This is a genomic window from Pseudomonas sp. NPDC090592 (genome assembly GCF_044769185.1).
GTDB lineage: Bacteria > Pseudomonadota > Gammaproteobacteria > Pseudomonadales > Pseudomonadaceae > Aquipseudomonas.
Window position 1 is genome coordinate 93,214 of record NZ_JBIVXJ010000015.1, and the last position, 16,395, is coordinate 109,608.

Consider the following 16,395-nt stretch of genomic DNA (forward strand, 5'->3'; position numbering starts at 1 on the left):
GCGTTCCGACATGCCCGCGAAGCAGGCGACGCGGTGCGTGGCACCGGCTTCGCCGGTGTTCGCGGGCGCGCCCGCTCCCACAGGGTCCCAGTCTGTCAGCGCAACCCGCGCTGCAACTCGTCGAGGTCGCGGATGTACTTGAACACCTTGCGCGCAGCGGCAGGTGGCTTGTTCCGCGCCTTTTCGTGTTGCGCATGGCGCACCAGCGAACGCATTTGCTGGCGATCGGTTTCGGGGTACTCGTTGACGAAGCGCTCGAGATCCTCGTCGTTACCGTCGATCAGCCGATCGCGCCAGCGTTCCAGGTTGTGGAAGCGCTCGTTGTACTGGCGAGTGGAGCTGTCCATCTGTTCGAGCAGGGCGTGGATGGCATCCAGGTCCTGCACGCGCATCAGCTTGCCGACGAACGACATGTGGCGTTTACGGGCGCCATGAGCCGTGTGCTTGCTGGCTTCGGCCAGGGCCTTGCGCAGCTCGTCGGTCAAGGGCAGGCGTGCCAGGGTATCGGCCTTGAGCGTGGTCAGGCGCTCGCCAAGTTCAACCAGCGCATGCAGTTCGCGCTTGATCTGGGTTTTGCTTTTTTCGCCGTCGAAGGCGTCGTCGTTTGAATCAACCATGGTGGCAGTCCGCTTGGGTTGTATGAAAAGTCGCCGAGCGGCGCTCAGGCAAGGCGAAAACAGGCGAGGAAGCGGAGTTTACTGATTGTAAATGAGCATTCCGAGCCTGTTTTCAACGCAGCATGAGCGTCGCGCAGGCACTTTTCATACAAGGCATAGAAATTGCCGCCATCATAACCAGTCGGGGGCCGCTTGTCCGGCCCGGTCGTAGAATGACCCTCGCCGAACGCAGAATTTGAGTGGAGAGAACCATGAGTGCAGTCCAGAGCGTAGGTCCGAAGGATCTGCCAGCATTGCAGGAGCAGGTCGAGGCAATCATCGCCGAGGCGAAGCGCCAAGGGGCCAGCGCCTGCGAAGTGGCGGTGTCGCTGGAGCAGGGCCTGTCCACCACGGTACGCCAGCATGAGGTCGAAACGGTCGAGTTCAACCGCGACCAAGGCTTTGGTATCACCCTTTATGTAGGCCAGCGCAAAGGTTCGGCCAGCACGTCGGCCAGTGGCCCGGACGCGATCCGCGAAACCGTCGCTGCAGCCCTGGCGATTGCCAAACATACCTCCGAGGACGAATGTTCCGGCTTGGCCGACGCCGCGTTGATGGCCCGCGAAATCCCGGACCTGGACCTCTACCACGACTGGGATATCGAGCCGGAAAAGGCCATTGAGATGGCCCTGGCCTGCGAAGCTGCGGCGTTCGATGCCGACCCGCGCATCCTCAATGCCGACGGCACCACCCTCAATACCCATCAAGGTTGCCGGGTGTATGGCAACAGCCATGGCTTCATCGGCAGTTACGCTTCGACCCGGCACAGCCTGAGTTGCGTGATGATCGCCGAAGGCGACGGGCAGATGCAGCGCGATTACTGGTATGACGTGAACCGCCAAGGCAACCTGCTGGCTGACCCGCGTAGTATTGGCGTTCGCGCTGCTCAGCGCGCAGCCAGCCGCCTTGGCGCTCGGCCGGTGCCTACGTGCGAAGTGCCGGTGTTGTTTTCTGCCGAACTGGCCGGTGGCTTGTTCGGCAGCTTCCTGTCGGCTATTTCCGGCGGCAACCTCTACCGCAAGTCCTCGTTCCTTGAAGGCACCATCGGCCAGCGTCTGTTCCCGTCCTGGCTGACCCTTGACGAGCGCCCGCACATTCCTCGGGCGCTGGGCAGTGCCGCCTTCGACGGTGATGGCCTGGCCACTTATGCCAAGCCGTTCGTCGACAAAGGCGAGCTTGTTTCCTACCTGCTGGGTACCTATTCCGGGCGTAAGCTGGGCTTGCCAAGCACGGCCAACTCCGGCGGTGTGCACAACCTGTTCGTCACTCACGGTGTGGAAGACCAGGCCGCGTTGATTCGTCGCATGGGCCGCGGCCTGCTGGTGACCGAGTTGATGGGGCATGGGCTGAACATGGTGACGGGTGACTACTCCCGTGGTGCGGCCGGGTTCTGGGTGGAAAACGGCGAGATCCAGCATGCTGTGCAGGAGGTGACCATTGCCGGCAATATGAAGGACATGTTCCAGCAAATTGTGGCGATTGGTAGTGATCTTGAAACCCGCAGCAACATCCATACAGGGTCGGTGCTGATCGAGCGGATGACGGTTGCTGGTAGCTGATCTGTGGCCTGTACCGGCCTCTTCGCGGGCTCGCCCGCTCCCACAGGTACGGCGCAAGCTTGAAGTCTGTGCAGCCCCTGTGGGAGCGGGCGAGCCCGCGAAAGGGCCGGCACGGGCACTAGAGAATTTTCAATGAGAACCAAGACCCGGCCATGCGCCGGGTTTTTTCTTTCATCACCTTTTTCTTGAAGTGATTCTGTTTATCACTTAATAATGAATATCATTATCCAGTAACCCAGCGATGATGTTCATGAAACCTGTCCTGCGCGAACTGCCCTACCTGGAAAACTGGCGCTGGCTAAGCCGGCGCATCCGCTGTGCGCTCGAACCCGACGAGCCGCGCCTGATCGAGCATTACCTCGCCGAAGGCCGCTACCTGGTGTGCTGCACCGAGACATCGTCATGGACGGTGGCACTGACCTCTTTCCGCCTGCTGCTGGATACCGCCTGTGACCGCATGCTGCCCTGGCATTGGCGCTGCCTGTGCCTGGACCAGGCCTGGCGCCCGCTGCTTGACCTGCGCAACCTTGACCGTCAGGAACAAAACCTGCGCTGGCAGACCTACGCCCTGCAGTTGGCCAATTGCCGGCTGCTGCCGTCGATTTCTCCCGATGAACTGATGCAAGGATTTGATGATGAGTGATACCCGTATCGAGCGTGACAGCATGGGTGAACTTCAGGTGCCGGCCCAGGCCCTGTACGGTGCCCAGACCCAGCGCGCGGTCGACAACTTCCCGGTCAGCGGCCAGCGCATGCCGGCCCAGTTCATCCGTGCGCTGCTGCTGGCCAAGGCGGCTGCGGCCAAGGCCAACGTCGAGCTGGAGCAACTGTCTGCCGCGCAGGGCCAGGCCATCGTCAAGGCGGTGGAGCAACTGCTGGCCGAGGATTTCGTCCAGCACTTCCCGGTGGATGTGTTCCAGACCGGCTCCGGCACCAGCTCGAACATGAACGCCAACGAGGTGATTGCAACCCTGGCAAGCCGTGTGCTGGGTGACGCGGTGAACGCCAACGACCATGTCAATTGCGGCCAGAGCAGCAATGACATCATCCCGACCACCATCCACGTCAGCGCCGCTCTGGCTCTGCACGAGCAACTGCTGCCGGCATTGAACCACCTGGTGCAGGTGATCGAGACCAAGTCGGCGCAGGTGCACCAGTACGTGAAGACAGGTCGTACCCACCTGATGGATGCCATGCCGGTGCGCATGAGCCAGGTGCTGGATGGCTGGGCAGCGCAGATCAACGCTGCCAAGGCGCACATTGAGGCGACCCTGCCGAGCCTGCAGGCGCTGGCCCAGGGCGGCACGGCCGTGGGTACCGGCATCAATGCCCACCCACAGTTCGCGGCCGGATTCGCCCGCCAGCTCAGCGGCTTGACCCAGGTCGAGTTCACCCCGGGGCAGAACCTGTTCGCGCTGATCGGCTCGCAGGACACCGCCGTGGCGCTGTCAGGCCAGCTCAAGACCACCGCCGTGGCGCTGATGAAGATCGCCAACGACCTGCGCTGGATGAACTCTGGCCCGCTCGCCGGCCTGGGCGAAATCGAGCTGCAAGGCCTGCAACCGGGCTCATCGATCATGCCCGGCAAGGTCAACCCGGTAATCCCGGAGGCCACTGCAATGGTCGCTGCCCAGGTGATCGGCAACGACGCGACCATCGCCATTGCAGGCCAGTCCGGCAACTTCGAGCTGAACGTGATGCTGCCGGTGATCGCCCGCAACCTGCTGGAGAGCATCGAGCTGATGGCAAACGTCAGCCGCCTGCTGGCCGACAAGGCCATCGCCAGCTTCAAGGTCAACGAGGGCAAGCTCAAGGAAGCCTTGGCGCGTAACCCGATCCTGGTCACTGCATTGAACCCGATCATTGGTTACCTCAAGGCAGCTGAAATCGCCAAGACCGCCTACAAGCAGGGCCGCCCGATCATTGATGTGGCGCTGGAGCACACCGACCTGTCGCGTGACCAGCTTCAAGCGCTGCTGGACCCGGAAAAACTCACCGCTGGCGGTATCTGACACGGCGTCACCGCCCAGGAGACAACCATGCAGCACTGGAAACGCACCACGGAAACCGCCAACCGCCTGTTCGAACAAGGCGAGTTGGTTGACGCCCGGGAACACTATCTGCAAGCCCTGGCGCTGGCGCAGGTGCTTTTCGAGCGCTGGCATGACGTCGACGAAGCGGTGGCTGCTTTCGTCATCGCCCACCACAACCTGGCCGACCTGCACCTGCGCTTGAACCAGCCGCATGAGAGCGCCGACTACTTGTGCTCCGCTCATCAGCGGCTGTTACAGGCCAGCCAGGAGGCGCGCTTGCCCCAGGCGCTGCGTGACGCAGCCTTGCGCCACAGTGGGCGTACCTACACCGAACTGCTGAGTTTCATCGCCGAGTACGGCCAGTACCCCCGTACCGAGCGCCTGCTCAACCGCCACAACGCCGGGGCCAGCGAACTCGCTGCCCAGACGGATGTGGCGCCCAGAACCCCTGCCTACGGAATTCACTGACATGCCGCATACCTTGCCTGCTTTGCCTTACGCCTACGATGCGCTGGAACCGCACATCGACGCGCAGACCATGGAAATTCACCACACCAAGCATCACCAGACCTACGTCAACGGTCTCAATGCCGCCGTCGAAGGCACCGAATGGGCTGAGTGGCCAGTCGAAAAACTGGTCGGTGCAGTCAAGCAACTGCCGGAGAACCTGCGTGGCGCGGTGACCAACCATGGCGGCGGCCACGCCAACCACAGTCTGTTCTGGACCGTGATGTCGCCACAGGGGGGCGGTGAGCCACAGGGCCAGCTGGCACAGGCTATCGCGTCGCAACTGGGTGGTTTCGAAGCCTTCAAGGAGGCTTTCACCAAGGCCGCGCTGACCCGTTTCGGCAGCGGTTGGGCCTGGCTCAGCGTAACGCCGCAGAAAACCCTGGTGGTGGAGAGCAGCGGCAACCAGGACAGCCCGCTGATGCACGGCAACACGCCAGTCCTGGGCCTGGACGTGTGGGAGCATGCCTACTACCTGAAATACCAGAACCGTCGTCCGGAATACATCGGTGCCTTCTACAACGTCATTGACTGGGCGGAAGTGGAACGTCGTTACCTCGAAGCCCTGAAGTGAGTCAGACCGGTATGCGCTCAGAGGTAATGTCTGTCAGCAGTGTGCGCCTGTTCCGCCTGGCGCTTGGGACCTTGCTGTTGCTGGCTGGCACTGCGCTGCTGGTGGCGCGCGGCCTTGCCTGGCTGGACTTGGAGCCACGCATGCTGCGTGCGCTGGAAGGCGGCGCATTGTGCGCACTGGGGACGGCGTTGGGCGCGGTACCGGTACTGGTCATTCGCAACATGCCGGTGGCGTTGGCCGATACGCTGCTTGGCTTCGGTGCCGGGGTGATGTTGGCAGCCACCGCGTTTTCCCTGATCATTCCGGGGTTGAACGCGGCTCAGTCCATCGGTTTCAGCCCTTGGGGCGCGGGTGGCCTGATCAGCTTTGGCCTGATGTTCGGTGCGCTGTGCCTGTTTCTGGTTGATCTCAAGGTGTCTGGTGCCTCACCCGAGGCGCTGGTAGGCAGCGACAACCAGCCGGTGATAGCTGCGCGTATCTGGCTGTTTGTGATTGCCATCATTGCGCACAACATCCCTGAAGGCATGGCAATCGGTGTGTCGGCCGGTGGTGGCATGCCTGACGCCGACAGCCTGGCCATGGGCATTGCATTGCAGGACGTGCCTGAGGGTCTGGTGATTGCGCTGGTGCTGGCCGGGGCGGGTATGGCGCGCTTCAAAGCCTTCCTGATCGGTGCTGCTTCAGGTTTGGTCGAGCCGGTAGCGGCAGTGATCTGCGCCTGGTTGGTGAACATCGCCGAACTGCTGCTGCCGCTGGGCCTGGCCTGCGCGGCGGGGGCGATGCTGCTGGTGGTAACCCAGGAGATCATCCCGGAATCGCGCAGCAACGGCCATCATCGCCTGGCCAGCCTGGGGCTGTGTATCGGCTTCTGCCTGATGATGGTGATGGATACGGCGATGTCCTGAGCAAACCTGGCACGTGTGGTCGCGCTTCAGGTAAAGATGACTTCCACACGTCCTTCGCTTCGAGCCGGAGGGGCAGCCTTGACAACGATTTGTACATCACGGCCGAGTCGCGCCAGGCAATCGATCATCTTGGTTTCGCTAATACCGCGAAACTTGCCTCGCATCATCTCGGAAACCTTGGGTTGGGGTAACCCAAGCACTGCAGCGGCTTGAACCTGGGTGAGATGACGAGCCTTGATGATGCTGCAGATCTTGCTGGCAAGCTGAGCTTTTACCAGCATTTCATTGGCGTCGGCAGTGGTGAGGTCGGCATAGACGTTGCCACTGCCAGCTTCGATCTCAGTCATTTGTTTCTCCTCTTGAGTGCGCCTGCGCCAGCTTCAGGCGTGACCTGATCAAGGCGATATCGTGACCGGAAGTCTTGATGCCAGAGGTGGACTTTTTCTGGAAGCAGTGCAGCACATAAACTGCCGAGCTGAAGCTTACGGTGTACACCGCCCGGTAGGTGCTACGGTTGCAATCCTCTACCACTTCCAACACTCCCGCGCCTGCAAACCCTTTGAGGCTCTTGGCTTGCAGGTGCTTGCCACCTTCCTGGGCCTGATGTAATGCAAAACCGAAGATGTCCTGAACATCAACCGGTAATGCTTGAAGATCTTTCTTGCTGCTGCCCACCCAGTACAGCGTCCTGATTCGTTTGAATGCTTCCATGGCATCGCCTCAATCTATACCTGTATAGGTATAAAGGCAACGACGCTTTATTGCATCCTGAGAATTGGGAGTGGATGTTGCAGGGGAGGGGCTTACTCGCCTTCGTCGAAAAAGTTGTTGATCAGCTCGACCAGCGCATCCATGGCGTCGTTGTCTTGCTCGCCTTCGGTGAGCAGGTGCACCTGGGTACCTTTGCCTGCCGCCAGCATCATCACTGCCATGATGCTCTTGCCATCCACCAGCTTGTCCGGCGCACGGCCCACCCTGACTGCACAGGGGAAGCGGCCGGCGACGCCGACGAACTTGGCTGCCGCCCGGGCATGCAGACCCAACTTGTTGATGATGGTGATTTCGCGGGCGGGCATCGTGGGGCGGATCCTTGGGCTAGAGGTCGCGGTGGCGGACCTGGACGTTTTTCAGGGATTGCTGCAGCTGTTGACCAAGGCGTTCGGTGATGTACACCGAACGGTGGTGGCCGCCGGTGCAGCCAATGGCAATGGTGACGTAGGCTCGGTTGCTGGCAGCGAAGCGGGGCAACCATTTGAGCAGGTAGCTGGAAATGTCGTTGTACATGTCTTCGACATCCGGCTGTGCGGCCAGGTACTCGACAACCGGTTGGTCGAGGCCAGAGTGCTCGCGCAGCTCGGGCTTCCAGTAGGGGTTGGGCAGGCAGCGCACATCGAACACCAGGTCGGCATCGACCGGCATGCCGCGCTTGAAGCCGAACGACTCGACCAGGAACGCGGTGCCAGGCTCGGGTTGGTTGAGCAGGCGCAGCTTGATCGAATCACGCAACTGATAAAGGTTGAGGCTGGTGGTGTCGATCTTCAGGTCGGCCAGGTCGGCGATCGGGCCCAGAAGTTCGTTTTCGACGCGGATCGCTTCGGCCAGCGAGCGATTGGCATTGGTCAGTGGATGCCGTCGGCGGGTTTCCGAGAAGCGCTTGAGCAGCATGTCTTCGTCGGCATCCAGGAACAACACATCGCACTGGATGTTGCGCGCACGGGCTTCTTCGAGCAATTCGGGGAAGCGCGTCAGGTGGCTAGGCAGGTTGCGTGCGTCAATCGACACGGCAACCTTCGGTTGCAGCAGTTCGGTGTTGATCAGTGCTTCTTCCGCCAACTGCGGCAGCAGCCCGGCGGGAAGGTTGTCAATGCAGTAGAAACCGTTGTCTTCCAGGACATCGAGGGCGGTGCTCTTGCCGGAGCCGGACCGGCCGCTGACAATGATCAGGCGCATGTTCAGTGCTCGTTCTGTACGTCCAGGACAACCTGGTACAGGGCCTCGTCACTGCTGGCGGCACGCAGGCGATCACGAACCTCTTTGCGATCGAGCATGCTGGCAATCTGGCGCAGCAGTTCCAGGTGTGCATCGGTGGCAGCTTCGGGCACCAACAGGACGAACAGCAGGTCCACGGGTGCGCCATCGATGGCGTCGTAATCGATTGGGGCTTCAAGGTGCAGCAGGGCGCTGACCGGGGAGGTGCAACCTTCAAGCCGGCAGTGCGGGATGGCGATGCCATTGCCGAAACCGGTCGAGCCGAGTTTTTCCCGGGCGACCAGCTTTTCGAAGACGTCTTGCATCTCCAGTTCTGGCACTTGTTCGGCGATGACGGTGGCGACCTTTTCCAGGGCGCGCTTCTTGCTGCCGCCCGGCACGTTCACAAGGGAACGGCCGGGGGTCAGGATGGTTTCAAGTCGGATCATGGATGAGGGGGATCAGCGGGCAGCTGCACCTTGCAGCAGGCTTTGCTGTTTTTCCTTGTGTTTTTTCAGTTGGCGGTCGAGCTTGTCGGCCATGGCGTCGATCGCTGCATACATGTCTTCGTGTTCGGCATTGGCAACCACCTCGCCGCCCGGAATCTGCAGGGTCGCCTCGACCTTCTGCTGCAGCTTCTCGACTTTCAGGATGACCTGCGCGTTGGTGATCTTGTCAAAGTGGCCCTCCACGCGAGTGAGCTTCTCGAGCACGTAATCGCGCAGTGGCTGGGTGACTTCTACATGGTGTCCACTGATGTTGACTTGCATACAGCTTCTCCTTTGTTGCCCGTGCATAAAGAGGCAGGTCTTGCACCTGCCCCACAAACGCTGTGGCACATCTCAGGCGCTACATCAGTCGCTTGCGCTCGCTCGACGGTGCGATGCCGAGGGACTCGCGGTACTTGGCGACGGTGCGACGGGCTACCTGGATGCCTTGTGCCTCCAGTAAACCAGCGATCTTGCTGTCACTCAATGGCTTTTTCTGATTTTCCGCGGCAACCAGTTTCTTGATGATCGCGCGGATCGCTGTGGACGAGCATTCTCCGCCTTCGGAGGTGCTGACGTGGCTGGAGAAAAAGTATTTCAGCTCGTAGATGCCACGCGGTGTGTGCATGTATTTCTGCGTGGTCACCCGCGAAATGGTCGACTCGTGCATGCCTACCGCTTCGGCGATGTCGTGCAGCACCAAGGGCTTCATCGCTTCGTCACCGTGGTCGAGGAAGCCGCGCTGGTGCTCGACGATCTGCGTGGCAACCTTCATCAGGGTTTCGTTGCGGCTTTGCAGGCTCTTGATGAACCAGCGCGCTTCCTGCAACTGGTTGCGCATGAAGGTGTTGTCGGCGCTGGTATCGGCACGGCGGACGAAGCCGGCGTACTGCGGGTTGACGCGCAGGCGCGGGACGGCTTCCTGGTTCAGCTCCACCAGCCAGCGCTCGCTGTCTTTGCGCACGATGACGTCAGGTACCACGTATTCAGGCTCGCTGGACTCGATTTGCGAACCGGGGCGCGGGTTCAGGCTTTGCACCAGCTCGATCACCTGGCGCAGCTCGTCTTCCTTGATTTTCATGCGGCGCATCAGCTGGCTGTAGTCACGGCTGCCGAGCAGGTCGATGAAATCAGTGACCAGGCGCTTGGCTTCGGTCATCCACGGGGTATTGGCGGGCAATTGGCGCAGTTGCAGCAGCAGGCATTCGCCCAGGTTGCGGGCGCCGACGCCGGCTGGCTCGAACTGCTGGATGCGGTGCAGCACCGCTTCGACCTCGTCCAGCTCGATATCCAGCTCCGGGTCGAAACCGGCGCAGATTTCCTCGAGGGTGTCTTCCAGGTAGCCCTGGCCGTTGATGCTGTCGATCAGGGTAACGGCGATCAGGCGGTCGGTGTCGGACATCGGCGCCAGGTTCAGCTGCCACAGCAGGTGGCTTTGCAGGCTCTCGCCGGCCGATGTGCGGGTGGTGAAGTCCCACTCGTCGTCATCGTTGCTCGGCAGGCTGCTGGCGCTGGTCTGGTAGATGTCTTCCCAGGCGGTGTCGACCGGAAGCTCGTTGGGGATGCGCTCGCTCCACTCACCGTCTTCCAGGTTGTCGGCACTGACAGTGCTCTCCTGGAAGCTGTTGTCCTGGACTTCGGCGGCCGGTTTGTTCTCGGCGTTGTCCGCCATCGGGTCGCTGTTGTCGAAGTCCTCGCCGTCTTCCTGACGTTCGAGCATCGGGTTCGACTCCAGCGCTTCCTGGATTTCCTGTTGGAGGTCCAGGGTAGAAAGCTGGAGCAGGCGGATGGCCTGTTGCAACTGCGGTGTCATCGTCAGTTGCTGGCCCATTTTTAGGACGAGCGATGGTTTCATGGCTGGGGCTTAATACCTTGTTCGCCGGCGCGCATGCGCCATCCACTACACGAGGGCGCCAGGGCGCCAGATCAAGCAAGTTTTATGCCTTAAATTGTAGCGTTTGCCTAGAGCACTGTAACAACTTTAGCCCCGGTTTCAGGGCGATCTGCCAGTACTCCAGGCATGTGCCGGGGTCAGAGCCGGAACTCGTGGCCCAGGTAAACCTCTTTCACCAGGTCGTTGGCCAGGATGGTCTCGGCATCGCCTTCAGCGATCAGGCGGCCATCATTGACGATATAGGCGGTTTCGCAAATATCCAGGGTCTCACGCACGTTGTGGTCGGTGATGAGTACACCGATGCCCTTGGCCTTGAGATGGTGGATGATCTGCTTGATGTCGCCGACCGAGATCGGGTCGACACCGGCAAATGGTTCGTCCAGCAGGATGAACTTGGGCGCGGTCGCCAGGGCGCGGGCAATCTCTACGCGGCGGCGTTCACCACCGGAGAGGCTCATGCCGAGGTTATCGCGGATGTGGCTGATGTGGAATTCCTGCAGCAGGCTTTCCAGCTCTTTGCGCCGGCCTTCGCGGTCGAGGTCCTTGCGGGTCTCGAGGATGGCCATGATGTTGTCGGCCACCGACAGCTTGCGGAAGATCGAAGCTTCCTGCGGCAGGTAGCCGATGCCGGCGCGGGCGCGGCCGTGCATGGGCTGGTGGCTGACATCGAGGTTGTCGATGAGCACGCGGCCCTGCTCGGCCTGCACCAGCCCGACAATCATGTAGAAGCAGGTGGTCTTGCCGGCACCGTTGGGGCCGAGCAAGCCGACGATCTGGCCGCTGTCGATCGACAGGCTGACGTCACGTACCACCTGACGCCCCTTGTAGCTCTTGGCCAGGTGCTGGGCTTTGAGGGTTGCCATTTACTCGGCCTTCTTCTTGGGCTGGATCACCATGTCGATACGCTGACGCGGTGAGGTCACGTTGCCACCGCGACCGGCAGTTGCCACCTGGGTCTGGGTGTTGTAGACGATTTTCTCGCCTTCGGTGGTGTTGCCCTCGTTCTCGACCTTGGCACGGTCGGTGAGGATCACCAGGTCTTTCTGCGCCTGATACTGGATAGTCACGCCCCAGCCTTTCATCTTGTCCGGCTTGGCTGCGCTCTGTTGCTGCTCGAAGTAGGCCAGGTTGCCCACCGAGGTCACCACGTCGATATCGCCGGCGGCGGAACGGGTGATGGTCACGGTGTTGCCTTTGATCATCATCGAACCCTGGGTGATGATCACGTCGCCGGTATAGGTAGCCACGCCTTGCTTGTCATCCAGGTGGGCATTGTCCGCCTGGATTCGGATTGGCTGGTCACGGTCATTCGGCAGGGCGAGGGCGCTCGCGCTTCCCAGTGCTGCGCTCAGGCTGAGCAGAAGGGGGAGGGTTTTAACGAGCCTCATACTGTCCTCTTACGTTAGAGAGCAAGTCCATCTTGCCTTCTTTCAAATACGCTTTCATTCCTTTGCCCGTAGTAGTGCCACCGGCGCCGTCGATTCTAACGGCTTGCTCGGTCTGCGCATATTGCTTCTGCGGGAACACAGTCATGCGTGAGCTGGTAATGATGGTTTCGCGCTGCTTTTCGTCAGTGCGGGCAACCCGTACCTTGTCGATCAGCTCGACTTCGGTACCGTCCGGATTGACCTCGGCGCGGGTGCTTTGCACGTGCCACGGGTATTCGGTGCCCCGGTACATGTGCAGGTCCGGCGTGGTCAGCAGGGTGATTTCACTGGCCTTGAGGTGTTCGACCTTGTCGGCAGTCATTTCGTACTGCAGTTTGCCGTCGGGCAGAAACTGCACGCTGTGGGCGTTGATCGCATAGTAGTCGATGGCGCTTTCGTCGACCTGGGCCACCGGCTTGTCGAGGAAGCTTTCCGGGCTGACATTCCAGTAGCCGATCGCCACCAGCAGGGCAGCGATCACTGCGAGCAGCGCAACATTGCGGGCTTTCTTGCTGAACATGGGCAGCCTTACAGGTAATTGGCGTTGGCAGCGTCCAGGGTGCCCTGGGCCTGCATGATCAGTTCGCAGAATTCACGGGCCGCACCTTCGCCGCCGCGTGCCTGGGTCACGCCATGGGCGTGCTGGCGTACGAACGGCGCGGCGTTGGCCACGGCCATTCCCAGTGCCACCCGGCGAATCACCGGCAGGTCCGGCAGGTCGTCGCCCAGGTAGGCCACTTGATCATAGCTTAGGCCCAGTTCGGCGAGCAGGCCGTCAAGCACGACCAATTTGTCCTCACGGCCCTGGAACAGGTGCGGGATACCGAGGTTCTTTGCCCGGCGTTCGACCACCGGGGTCTTGCGCCCGCTGATGATGGCAGTGGTCACGCCCGCGTTCATGAGCATCTTGATGCCCTGGCCGTCGAGGGTGTTGAAGGTCTTGAATTCGCTGCCGTCTTCAAGGAAGTACAGGCGGCCGTCGGTGAGCACGCCATCCACGTCGAACACTGCCAGCTTGATGCGCTTGGCGCGTTGCATGAGGTCCTGATTCATTCCATCGCTCCTTACATTACACCGGCGCGCAGCAGGTCGTGCATGTTCAGGGCACCGGTAGGGCGGTCCTCGCGGTCCACCACCACCAGGGCGCCGATCTTGTGGTCTTCCATGATCTTCAGGGCCTCGGCGGCAAGCATTTCGGCTCGCGCCGTCTTGCCATGCACGGTCATGACCTGGTCGATCAGGGTGGTGTGCACGTCGATGTTGCGGTCCAGGCTGCGGCGCAGGTCGCCGTCGGTGAAGATCCCGGCCAGCTTGCCGTCAGCCTCGACGATCACGGTCATGCCCAAACCTTTTCGGGACATTTCCAGCAGTGCGTCTTTCAGCAGGGTGCCGCGCGGCACCTGGGGCAGCTCTTCGCCGCTGTGCATCACGTTTTCGACCTTCAGCAGCAGGCGTCGGCCCAGGGCGCCGCCCGGGTGCGAGAAGGCAAAGTCCTCGGCGGTGAAGCCGCGGGCCTCGAGCAGGGCGATCGCCAGGCAGTCACCCAGCACCAGCGATGCCGTGGTAGAGGAGGTGGGCGCCAGGTTCAGCGGGCAGGCCTCTTGCTCGACACGGGCGTCGAGGTTGACCTCGGCGGCCTGGGCCAGGGGCGAGTCCGGGTTGCCGGTCAGGCTGATCAGCTTGATGCCCAGGCGCTTGATCAGTGGCAACAGGGTGACGATCTCGGCAGTGCTGCCGGAATTCGACAGGGCAAGGATGACATCATCGCGGGTGATCATGCCCATGTCGCCATGGCTGGCTTCGGCCGGGTGCACGAAAAAGGCTGGTGTGCCGGTGCTGGCCAGGGTGGCGGCGATCTTGTTGCCGATGTGCCCGGATTTGCCCATGCCGACCACGACAACCCGGCCCGTGCAGGCCTGGATCAGTTCGCAGGCCTTGACGAAATTGTCGTCGATGCGTGCCAGCAGGGCCTCTACGGCCTCAAGTTCCAGGCGCAGGGTGCGTTGGGCGGATTGGATCAGCTCGCTGGATTGGCTCATGTCGAAAAAGCAATGCCTGATGAAAAGGCCGCGATTATACGCGCAATGACGAAAACCCTCACGCTTTCGATTGCTGTGGCGAAAGTCAGCAAAGCCTGTCCCGGGGCTGAACGACTGCTTGCATGGCCTTGGGGCGCTGCCGTCAGCGGTGCTATAGTTCGCCGCTATTCGGCCTGCCAGGGGTGCGTGTGCCTTCCTTGCGGAGGCCGGCGTCCACTAGGACGAGGCTGCACTAGCAAGGAGTCTAGATGAGTGTGGATAGCGCCTACGCGGTCGAGTTGAAGGGGGTTACCTTCAAACGCGGTTCGCGCAGCATTTTCAGCAACGTCGACATTCGCATCCCGCGCGGCAAGGTCACCGGCATCATGGGGCCATCGGGTTGCGGCAAGACCACGTTGCTCCGCCTGATGGGCGCGCAACTGCGCCCCTCGAGTGGTGAGGTATGGGTTGCCGGGCAGAACCTGCCGACGCTGTCGCGCAGCGATCTGTTCGACGCCCGCAAGCAGATGGGTGTGCTGTTCCAGAGCGGCGCGCTGTTCACCGACCTTGATGTGTTCGAGAACGTCGCGTTCCCGCTGCGCGTGCATACCCAGCTGTCGGACGAAATGATCCGTGACATCGTGCTGATGAAACTGCAGGCCGTGGGCTTGCGCGGAGCCATCGACCTGATGCCCGACGAGCTGTCTGGCGGCATGAAACGCCGTGTGGCGCTGGCCCGGGCAATCGCCCTGGACCCGCAGATCCTCATGTATGACGAACCGTTCGTCGGCCAGGACCCGATCGCCATGGGCGTACTGGTGCGCCTGATCCGCCTGCTCAACGATGCCCTGGGCATCACCAGCATCGTCGTCTCCCACGACCTGGCCGAAACCGCCAGCATTGCCGACTACATCTACGTGGTGGGGGATGGCCAGGTGCTGGGCCAGGGCACGCCCGATGAGCTGATGGGCTCGGACAACCCACGGATTCGCCAGTTCATGAAGGGTGACCCGGATGGCCCGGTTCCCTTCCACTTTCCCGCGCCTGATTACCGCGCCGACCTGCTGGGGGCGCGTTGATGCGCAAAAGATCCTTACTCGAACGTGTCCGCCTGCTGGGTCGTTCGGCAATCGACGTGCTGGCGGTGCTCGGGCGCTCGTGCCTGTTCCTGTTCCATGCACTGGTCGGCCGCGGCGGCATCGGGGGCGGCTTCCAGTTGCTGACCAAGCAGCTGTACTCGGTGGGCGTGCTGTCGCTGGCAATCGTCGTCGTGTCCGGCGTGTTCATCGGCATGGTGCTGGCGCTGCAGGGCTACAGCATCCTGACCAAGTACGGTTCGGAGCAGGCGGTGGGGCAGATGGTCGCCCTGACCCTGCTGCGTGAACTTGGCCCGGTGGTGACGGCGTTGCTGTTCGCCGGCCGTGCCGGTTCGGCGCTGACCGCCGAAATCGGCAACATGAAGTCTACCGAGCAGCTGTCGAGCCTGGAAATGATCGGCGTCGACCCGCTCAAGTACATCGTCGCGCCGCGCCTGTGGGCCGGTTTCATCTCGCTGCCGCTGCTGGCGCTGATCTTCAGCGTGGTCGGTATCTGGGGTGGCTCGTGGGTGGCCGTGGACTGGCTGGGGGTGTACGAGGGCTCGTTCTGGGCCAACATGCAGAACAGTGTTTCCTTTACCGACGACGTGCTCAACGGGCTGCTCAAGAGCGTTGTGTTCGCCTTCGTCACGACCTGGATTGCCGTATTCCAGGGGTACGACTGTGAGCCCACCTCAGAAGGGATCAGCCGTGCCACCACCAAGACCGTGGTCTATGCCTCGTTGGCAGTGCTGGGTCTGGACTTTATTCTGACCGCCTTGATGTTTGGAGATTTCTGATGCAAAACCGCACCCTGGAAATCGGTGTCGGCCTGTTCCTGCTGGCCGGGATCCTGGCGCTGCTGCTGCTGGCCCTGCGTGTCAGCGGGCTGTCGGCCAGCCCGAGCAGCGATACCTATAAAGTTTATGCCTACTTCGACAATATTGCCGGTTTGACGGTCAGAGCTAAAGTGACCATGGCCGGTGTGACCATCGGCAAGGTTACCGCCATCGATCTGGACCGTGATTCCTACACCGGTCGGGTGACCCTGCAACTGGACAAGTCGGTGGACAACCTGCCGACCGACTCCACTGCCTCGATCCTGACCGCCGGTCTGCTTGGCGAGAAGTACATCGGCATCAGCGTGGGCGGTGAAGACGAAGTGCTCAAGGACGGTGCGACCATCCACGACACCCAGTCGGCACTGGTGCTGGAAGATCTGATTGGCAAGTTCCTGCTCAACACTGTTGGCAAGGAACCGAAAGAAGCGCAACCGGCTAATTAAGGAGT

At 61.5% G+C, this 16,395-nt stretch carries 22 protein-coding genes; 9 read left to right on the forward strand and 13 right to left on the reverse strand.

The genetic code is table 11. The features are described 5' to 3' along the window. Nucleotides 1-95: 95 nt before the first annotated feature. Nucleotides 96-617, reverse strand: coding sequence for a ribosome biogenesis factor YjgA (gene yjgA / locus ACIQUI_RS15600; protein ID WP_016713148.1), 522 nt, complete (start codon nucleotides 615-617; stop codon nucleotides 96-98). A gap of 251 nt (nucleotides 618-868) precedes the next feature. Between yjgA and pmbA the strand changes: the two genes are divergently transcribed. The 6 genes from pmbA to ACIQUI_RS15630 all read left to right on the forward strand — a co-directional run bounded on the left by pmbA (nucleotide 869) and on the right by ACIQUI_RS15630 (nucleotide 6,234). After that, nucleotides 869-2,215 carry a metalloprotease PmbA gene (gene pmbA / locus ACIQUI_RS15605; protein ID WP_403200054.1) on the forward strand — a complete coding sequence of 449 codons (1,347 nt, stop codon included), beginning with the start codon at nucleotides 869-871 and terminating at the stop codon, nucleotides 2,213-2,215. A gap of 241 nt (nucleotides 2,216-2,456) precedes the next feature. Continuing rightward, nucleotides 2,457-2,858, forward strand: a complete 402-nt coding sequence (locus ACIQUI_RS15610) for a FagA protein (RefSeq protein ID WP_391124583.1) — start codon at nucleotides 2,457-2,459, stop codon at nucleotides 2,856-2,858. Further along, nucleotides 2,851-4,227 (forward strand): class II fumarate hydratase, encoded by a 1,377-nt coding sequence (locus ACIQUI_RS15615; protein ID WP_403200058.1) that lies wholly within the window; start codon nucleotides 2,851-2,853, stop codon nucleotides 4,225-4,227. The genes ACIQUI_RS15610 and ACIQUI_RS15615 overlap by 8 nt, the downstream gene beginning before the upstream one ends. Nucleotides 4,228-4,254: 27 nt before the next feature. Then, entirely contained in the window at nucleotides 4,255-4,716 is a 462-nt protein-coding gene (locus tag ACIQUI_RS15620) for a hypothetical protein (RefSeq protein ID WP_403200060.1), read from the forward strand. Between the two features lies 1 nt (nucleotide 4,717). Continuing rightward, nucleotides 4,718-5,329 carry a superoxide dismutase gene (locus ACIQUI_RS15625; protein WP_403200061.1) on the forward strand — a complete coding sequence of 204 codons (612 nt, stop codon included), beginning with the start codon at nucleotides 4,718-4,720 and terminating at the stop codon, nucleotides 5,327-5,329. Between the two features lie 11 nt (nucleotides 5,330-5,340). Next, the gene (locus tag ACIQUI_RS15630) at nucleotides 5,341-6,234 is read left to right on the forward strand and encodes a ZIP family metal transporter (protein ID WP_403200063.1); all 894 of its coding nucleotides are present in this window, start codon (nucleotides 5,341-5,343) and stop codon (nucleotides 6,232-6,234) included. Nucleotides 6,235-6,260: 26 nt separating this feature from the next. Here ACIQUI_RS15630 and ACIQUI_RS15635 read toward each other — a convergent pair whose 3' ends face one another. The 12 genes from ACIQUI_RS15635 to ACIQUI_RS15690 form a co-directional block, all read right to left on the reverse strand. Then, entirely contained in the window at nucleotides 6,261-6,581 is a 321-nt protein-coding gene (locus ACIQUI_RS15635) for a helix-turn-helix domain-containing protein (protein ID WP_403200066.1), read from the reverse strand. Then, on the reverse strand, nucleotides 6,574-6,945 hold the full coding sequence (locus tag ACIQUI_RS15640) for a type II toxin-antitoxin system RelE/ParE family toxin (RefSeq protein WP_403200068.1): 372 nt from the start codon (nucleotides 6,943-6,945) through the stop codon (nucleotides 6,574-6,576). The genes ACIQUI_RS15635 and ACIQUI_RS15640 overlap by 8 nt, the downstream gene beginning before the upstream one ends. A gap of 92 nt (nucleotides 6,946-7,037) precedes the next feature. Beyond that, nucleotides 7,038-7,310 (reverse strand): HPr family phosphocarrier protein, encoded by a 273-nt coding sequence (locus tag ACIQUI_RS15645; protein ID WP_105946930.1) that lies wholly within the window; start codon nucleotides 7,308-7,310, stop codon nucleotides 7,038-7,040. Nucleotides 7,311-7,329: 19 nt separating this feature from the next. After that, nucleotides 7,330-8,184: an RNase adapter RapZ gene (gene rapZ / locus ACIQUI_RS15650; RefSeq protein WP_403200071.1), complete on the reverse strand. Its 855-nt coding sequence runs from the start codon at nucleotides 8,182-8,184 to the stop codon at nucleotides 7,330-7,332. Nucleotides 8,185-8,186: 2 nt separating this feature from the next. Beyond that, entirely contained in the window at nucleotides 8,187-8,651 is a 465-nt protein-coding gene (ptsN, locus tag ACIQUI_RS15655; RefSeq protein ID WP_403200073.1) for a PTS IIA-like nitrogen regulatory protein PtsN, read from the reverse strand. A 12-nt stretch (nucleotides 8,652-8,663) separates the two neighbouring features. After that, complete coding sequence (gene hpf, locus ACIQUI_RS15660; protein ID WP_403200076.1) at nucleotides 8,664-8,972, reverse strand: ribosome hibernation-promoting factor, HPF/YfiA family; 309 nt, start codon at nucleotides 8,970-8,972, stop codon at nucleotides 8,664-8,666. A 79-nt stretch (nucleotides 8,973-9,051) separates the two neighbouring features. Beyond that, nucleotides 9,052-10,545: an RNA polymerase factor sigma-54 gene (locus ACIQUI_RS15665; RefSeq protein WP_403200079.1), complete on the reverse strand. Its 1,494-nt coding sequence runs from the start codon at nucleotides 10,543-10,545 to the stop codon at nucleotides 9,052-9,054. A 176-nt stretch (nucleotides 10,546-10,721) separates the two neighbouring features. Beyond that, nucleotides 10,722-11,447, reverse strand: a complete 726-nt coding sequence (gene lptB / locus ACIQUI_RS15670) for an LPS export ABC transporter ATP-binding protein (RefSeq protein ID WP_012270657.1) — start codon at nucleotides 11,445-11,447, stop codon at nucleotides 10,722-10,724. After that, on the reverse strand, nucleotides 11,448-11,972 hold the full coding sequence (lptA, locus tag ACIQUI_RS15675; protein WP_346644881.1) for a lipopolysaccharide transport periplasmic protein LptA: 525 nt from the start codon (nucleotides 11,970-11,972) through the stop codon (nucleotides 11,448-11,450). Then, nucleotides 11,959-12,531 carry an LPS export ABC transporter periplasmic protein LptC gene (gene lptC / locus ACIQUI_RS15680; protein ID WP_403200082.1) on the reverse strand — a complete coding sequence of 191 codons (573 nt, stop codon included), beginning with the start codon at nucleotides 12,529-12,531 and terminating at the stop codon, nucleotides 11,959-11,961. Before lptC ends, lptA begins: the two co-directional genes overlap by 14 nt. 8 nt (nucleotides 12,532-12,539) lie before the next feature. Beyond that, nucleotides 12,540-13,064: a KdsC family phosphatase gene (locus tag ACIQUI_RS15685; RefSeq protein ID WP_403200084.1), complete on the reverse strand. Its 525-nt coding sequence runs from the start codon at nucleotides 13,062-13,064 to the stop codon at nucleotides 12,540-12,542. Nucleotides 13,065-13,075: 11 nt separating this feature from the next. Next, a complete protein-coding gene (locus ACIQUI_RS15690) occupies nucleotides 13,076-14,050 on the reverse strand; it encodes an SIS domain-containing protein (protein WP_403200087.1) in 975 nt (324 codons plus the stop codon). Nucleotides 14,051-14,298: 248 nt separating this feature from the next. On the opposite strand from ACIQUI_RS15690, the gene ACIQUI_RS15695 reads away from it, so the two are divergent. Genes ACIQUI_RS15695 through mlaD form a run of 3 tightly spaced genes read left to right on the forward strand, consistent with a single transcriptional unit; the run spans nucleotide 14,299 to nucleotide 16,390 of the window. Beyond that, nucleotides 14,299-15,108, forward strand: a complete 810-nt coding sequence (locus tag ACIQUI_RS15695) for an ATP-binding cassette domain-containing protein (RefSeq protein WP_012270662.1) — start codon at nucleotides 14,299-14,301, stop codon at nucleotides 15,106-15,108. Next, nucleotides 15,108-15,905, forward strand: a complete 798-nt coding sequence (mlaE, locus tag ACIQUI_RS15700; RefSeq protein ID WP_403200090.1) for a lipid asymmetry maintenance ABC transporter permease subunit MlaE — start codon at nucleotides 15,108-15,110, stop codon at nucleotides 15,903-15,905. Before ACIQUI_RS15695 ends, mlaE begins: the two co-directional genes overlap by 1 nt. Further along, the gene (gene mlaD / locus ACIQUI_RS15705) at nucleotides 15,905-16,390 is read left to right on the forward strand and encodes an outer membrane lipid asymmetry maintenance protein MlaD (RefSeq protein WP_391124623.1); all 486 of its coding nucleotides are present in this window, start codon (nucleotides 15,905-15,907) and stop codon (nucleotides 16,388-16,390) included. Before mlaE ends, mlaD begins: the two co-directional genes overlap by 1 nt. Nucleotides 16,391-16,395 lie beyond the last annotated feature (5 nt).

Bases quoted from the DNA above. Each gene is read 5' to 3' on its own strand.
- ACIQUI_RS15630 (WP_403200063.1), top strand. From the start codon at position 5,341: ATGCGCTCAGAGGTAATGTCTGTCAGCAGTGTGCGCCTGTTCCGCCTG.
- mlaE (WP_403200090.1), top strand. From the start codon at position 15,108: ATGCGCAAAAGATCCTTACTCGAACGTGTCCGCCTGCTGGGTCGTTCG.
- ACIQUI_RS15645 (WP_105946930.1), bottom strand. From the start codon at position 7,310: ATGCCCGCCCGCGAAATCACCATCATCAACAAGTTGGGTCTGCATGCC.
- ACIQUI_RS15665 (WP_403200079.1), bottom strand. From the start codon at position 10,545: ATGAAACCATCGCTCGTCCTAAAAATGGGCCAGCAACTGACGATGACA.
- ACIQUI_RS15695 (WP_012270662.1), top strand. From the start codon at position 14,299: ATGAGTGTGGATAGCGCCTACGCGGTCGAGTTGAAGGGGGTTACCTTC.
- lptC (WP_403200082.1), bottom strand. From the start codon at position 12,531: ATGTTCAGCAAGAAAGCCCGCAATGTTGCGCTGCTCGCAGTGATCGCT.
- ACIQUI_RS15615 (WP_403200058.1), top strand. From the start codon at position 2,851: ATGAGTGATACCCGTATCGAGCGTGACAGCATGGGTGAACTTCAGGTG.
- lptA (WP_346644881.1), bottom strand. From the start codon at position 11,972: ATGAGGCTCGTTAAAACCCTCCCCCTTCTGCTCAGCCTGAGCGCAGCA.
- ACIQUI_RS15610 (WP_391124583.1), top strand. From the start codon at position 2,457: ATGATGTTCATGAAACCTGTCCTGCGCGAACTGCCCTACCTGGAAAAC.
- mlaD (WP_391124623.1), top strand. From the start codon at position 15,905: ATGCAAAACCGCACCCTGGAAATCGGTGTCGGCCTGTTCCTGCTGGCC.
- ptsN (WP_403200073.1), bottom strand. From the start codon at position 8,651: ATGATCCGACTTGAAACCATCCTGACCCCCGGCCGTTCCCTTGTGAAC.
- hpf (WP_403200076.1), bottom strand. From the start codon at position 8,972: ATGCAAGTCAACATCAGTGGACACCATGTAGAAGTCACCCAGCCACTG.
- ACIQUI_RS15640 (WP_403200068.1), bottom strand. From the start codon at position 6,945: ATGGAAGCATTCAAACGAATCAGGACGCTGTACTGGGTGGGCAGCAGC.
- ACIQUI_RS15685 (WP_403200084.1), bottom strand. From the start codon at position 13,064: ATGAATCAGGACCTCATGCAACGCGCCAAGCGCATCAAGCTGGCAGTG.
- ACIQUI_RS15690 (WP_403200087.1), bottom strand. From the start codon at position 14,050: ATGAGCCAATCCAGCGAGCTGATCCAATCCGCCCAACGCACCCTGCGC.
- ACIQUI_RS15620 (WP_403200060.1), top strand. From the start codon at position 4,255: ATGCAGCACTGGAAACGCACCACGGAAACCGCCAACCGCCTGTTCGAA.
- pmbA (WP_403200054.1), top strand. From the start codon at position 869: ATGAGTGCAGTCCAGAGCGTAGGTCCGAAGGATCTGCCAGCATTGCAG.
- ACIQUI_RS15635 (WP_403200066.1), bottom strand. From the start codon at position 6,581: ATGACTGAGATCGAAGCTGGCAGTGGCAACGTCTATGCCGACCTCACC.
- lptB (WP_012270657.1), bottom strand. From the start codon at position 11,447: ATGGCAACCCTCAAAGCCCAGCACCTGGCCAAGAGCTACAAGGGGCGT.
- rapZ (WP_403200071.1), bottom strand. From the start codon at position 8,184: ATGCGCCTGATCATTGTCAGCGGCCGGTCCGGCTCCGGCAAGAGCACC.
- yjgA (WP_016713148.1), bottom strand. From the start codon at position 617: ATGGTTGATTCAAACGACGACGCCTTCGACGGCGAAAAAAGCAAAACC.
- ACIQUI_RS15625 (WP_403200061.1), top strand. From the start codon at position 4,718: ATGCCGCATACCTTGCCTGCTTTGCCTTACGCCTACGATGCGCTGGAA.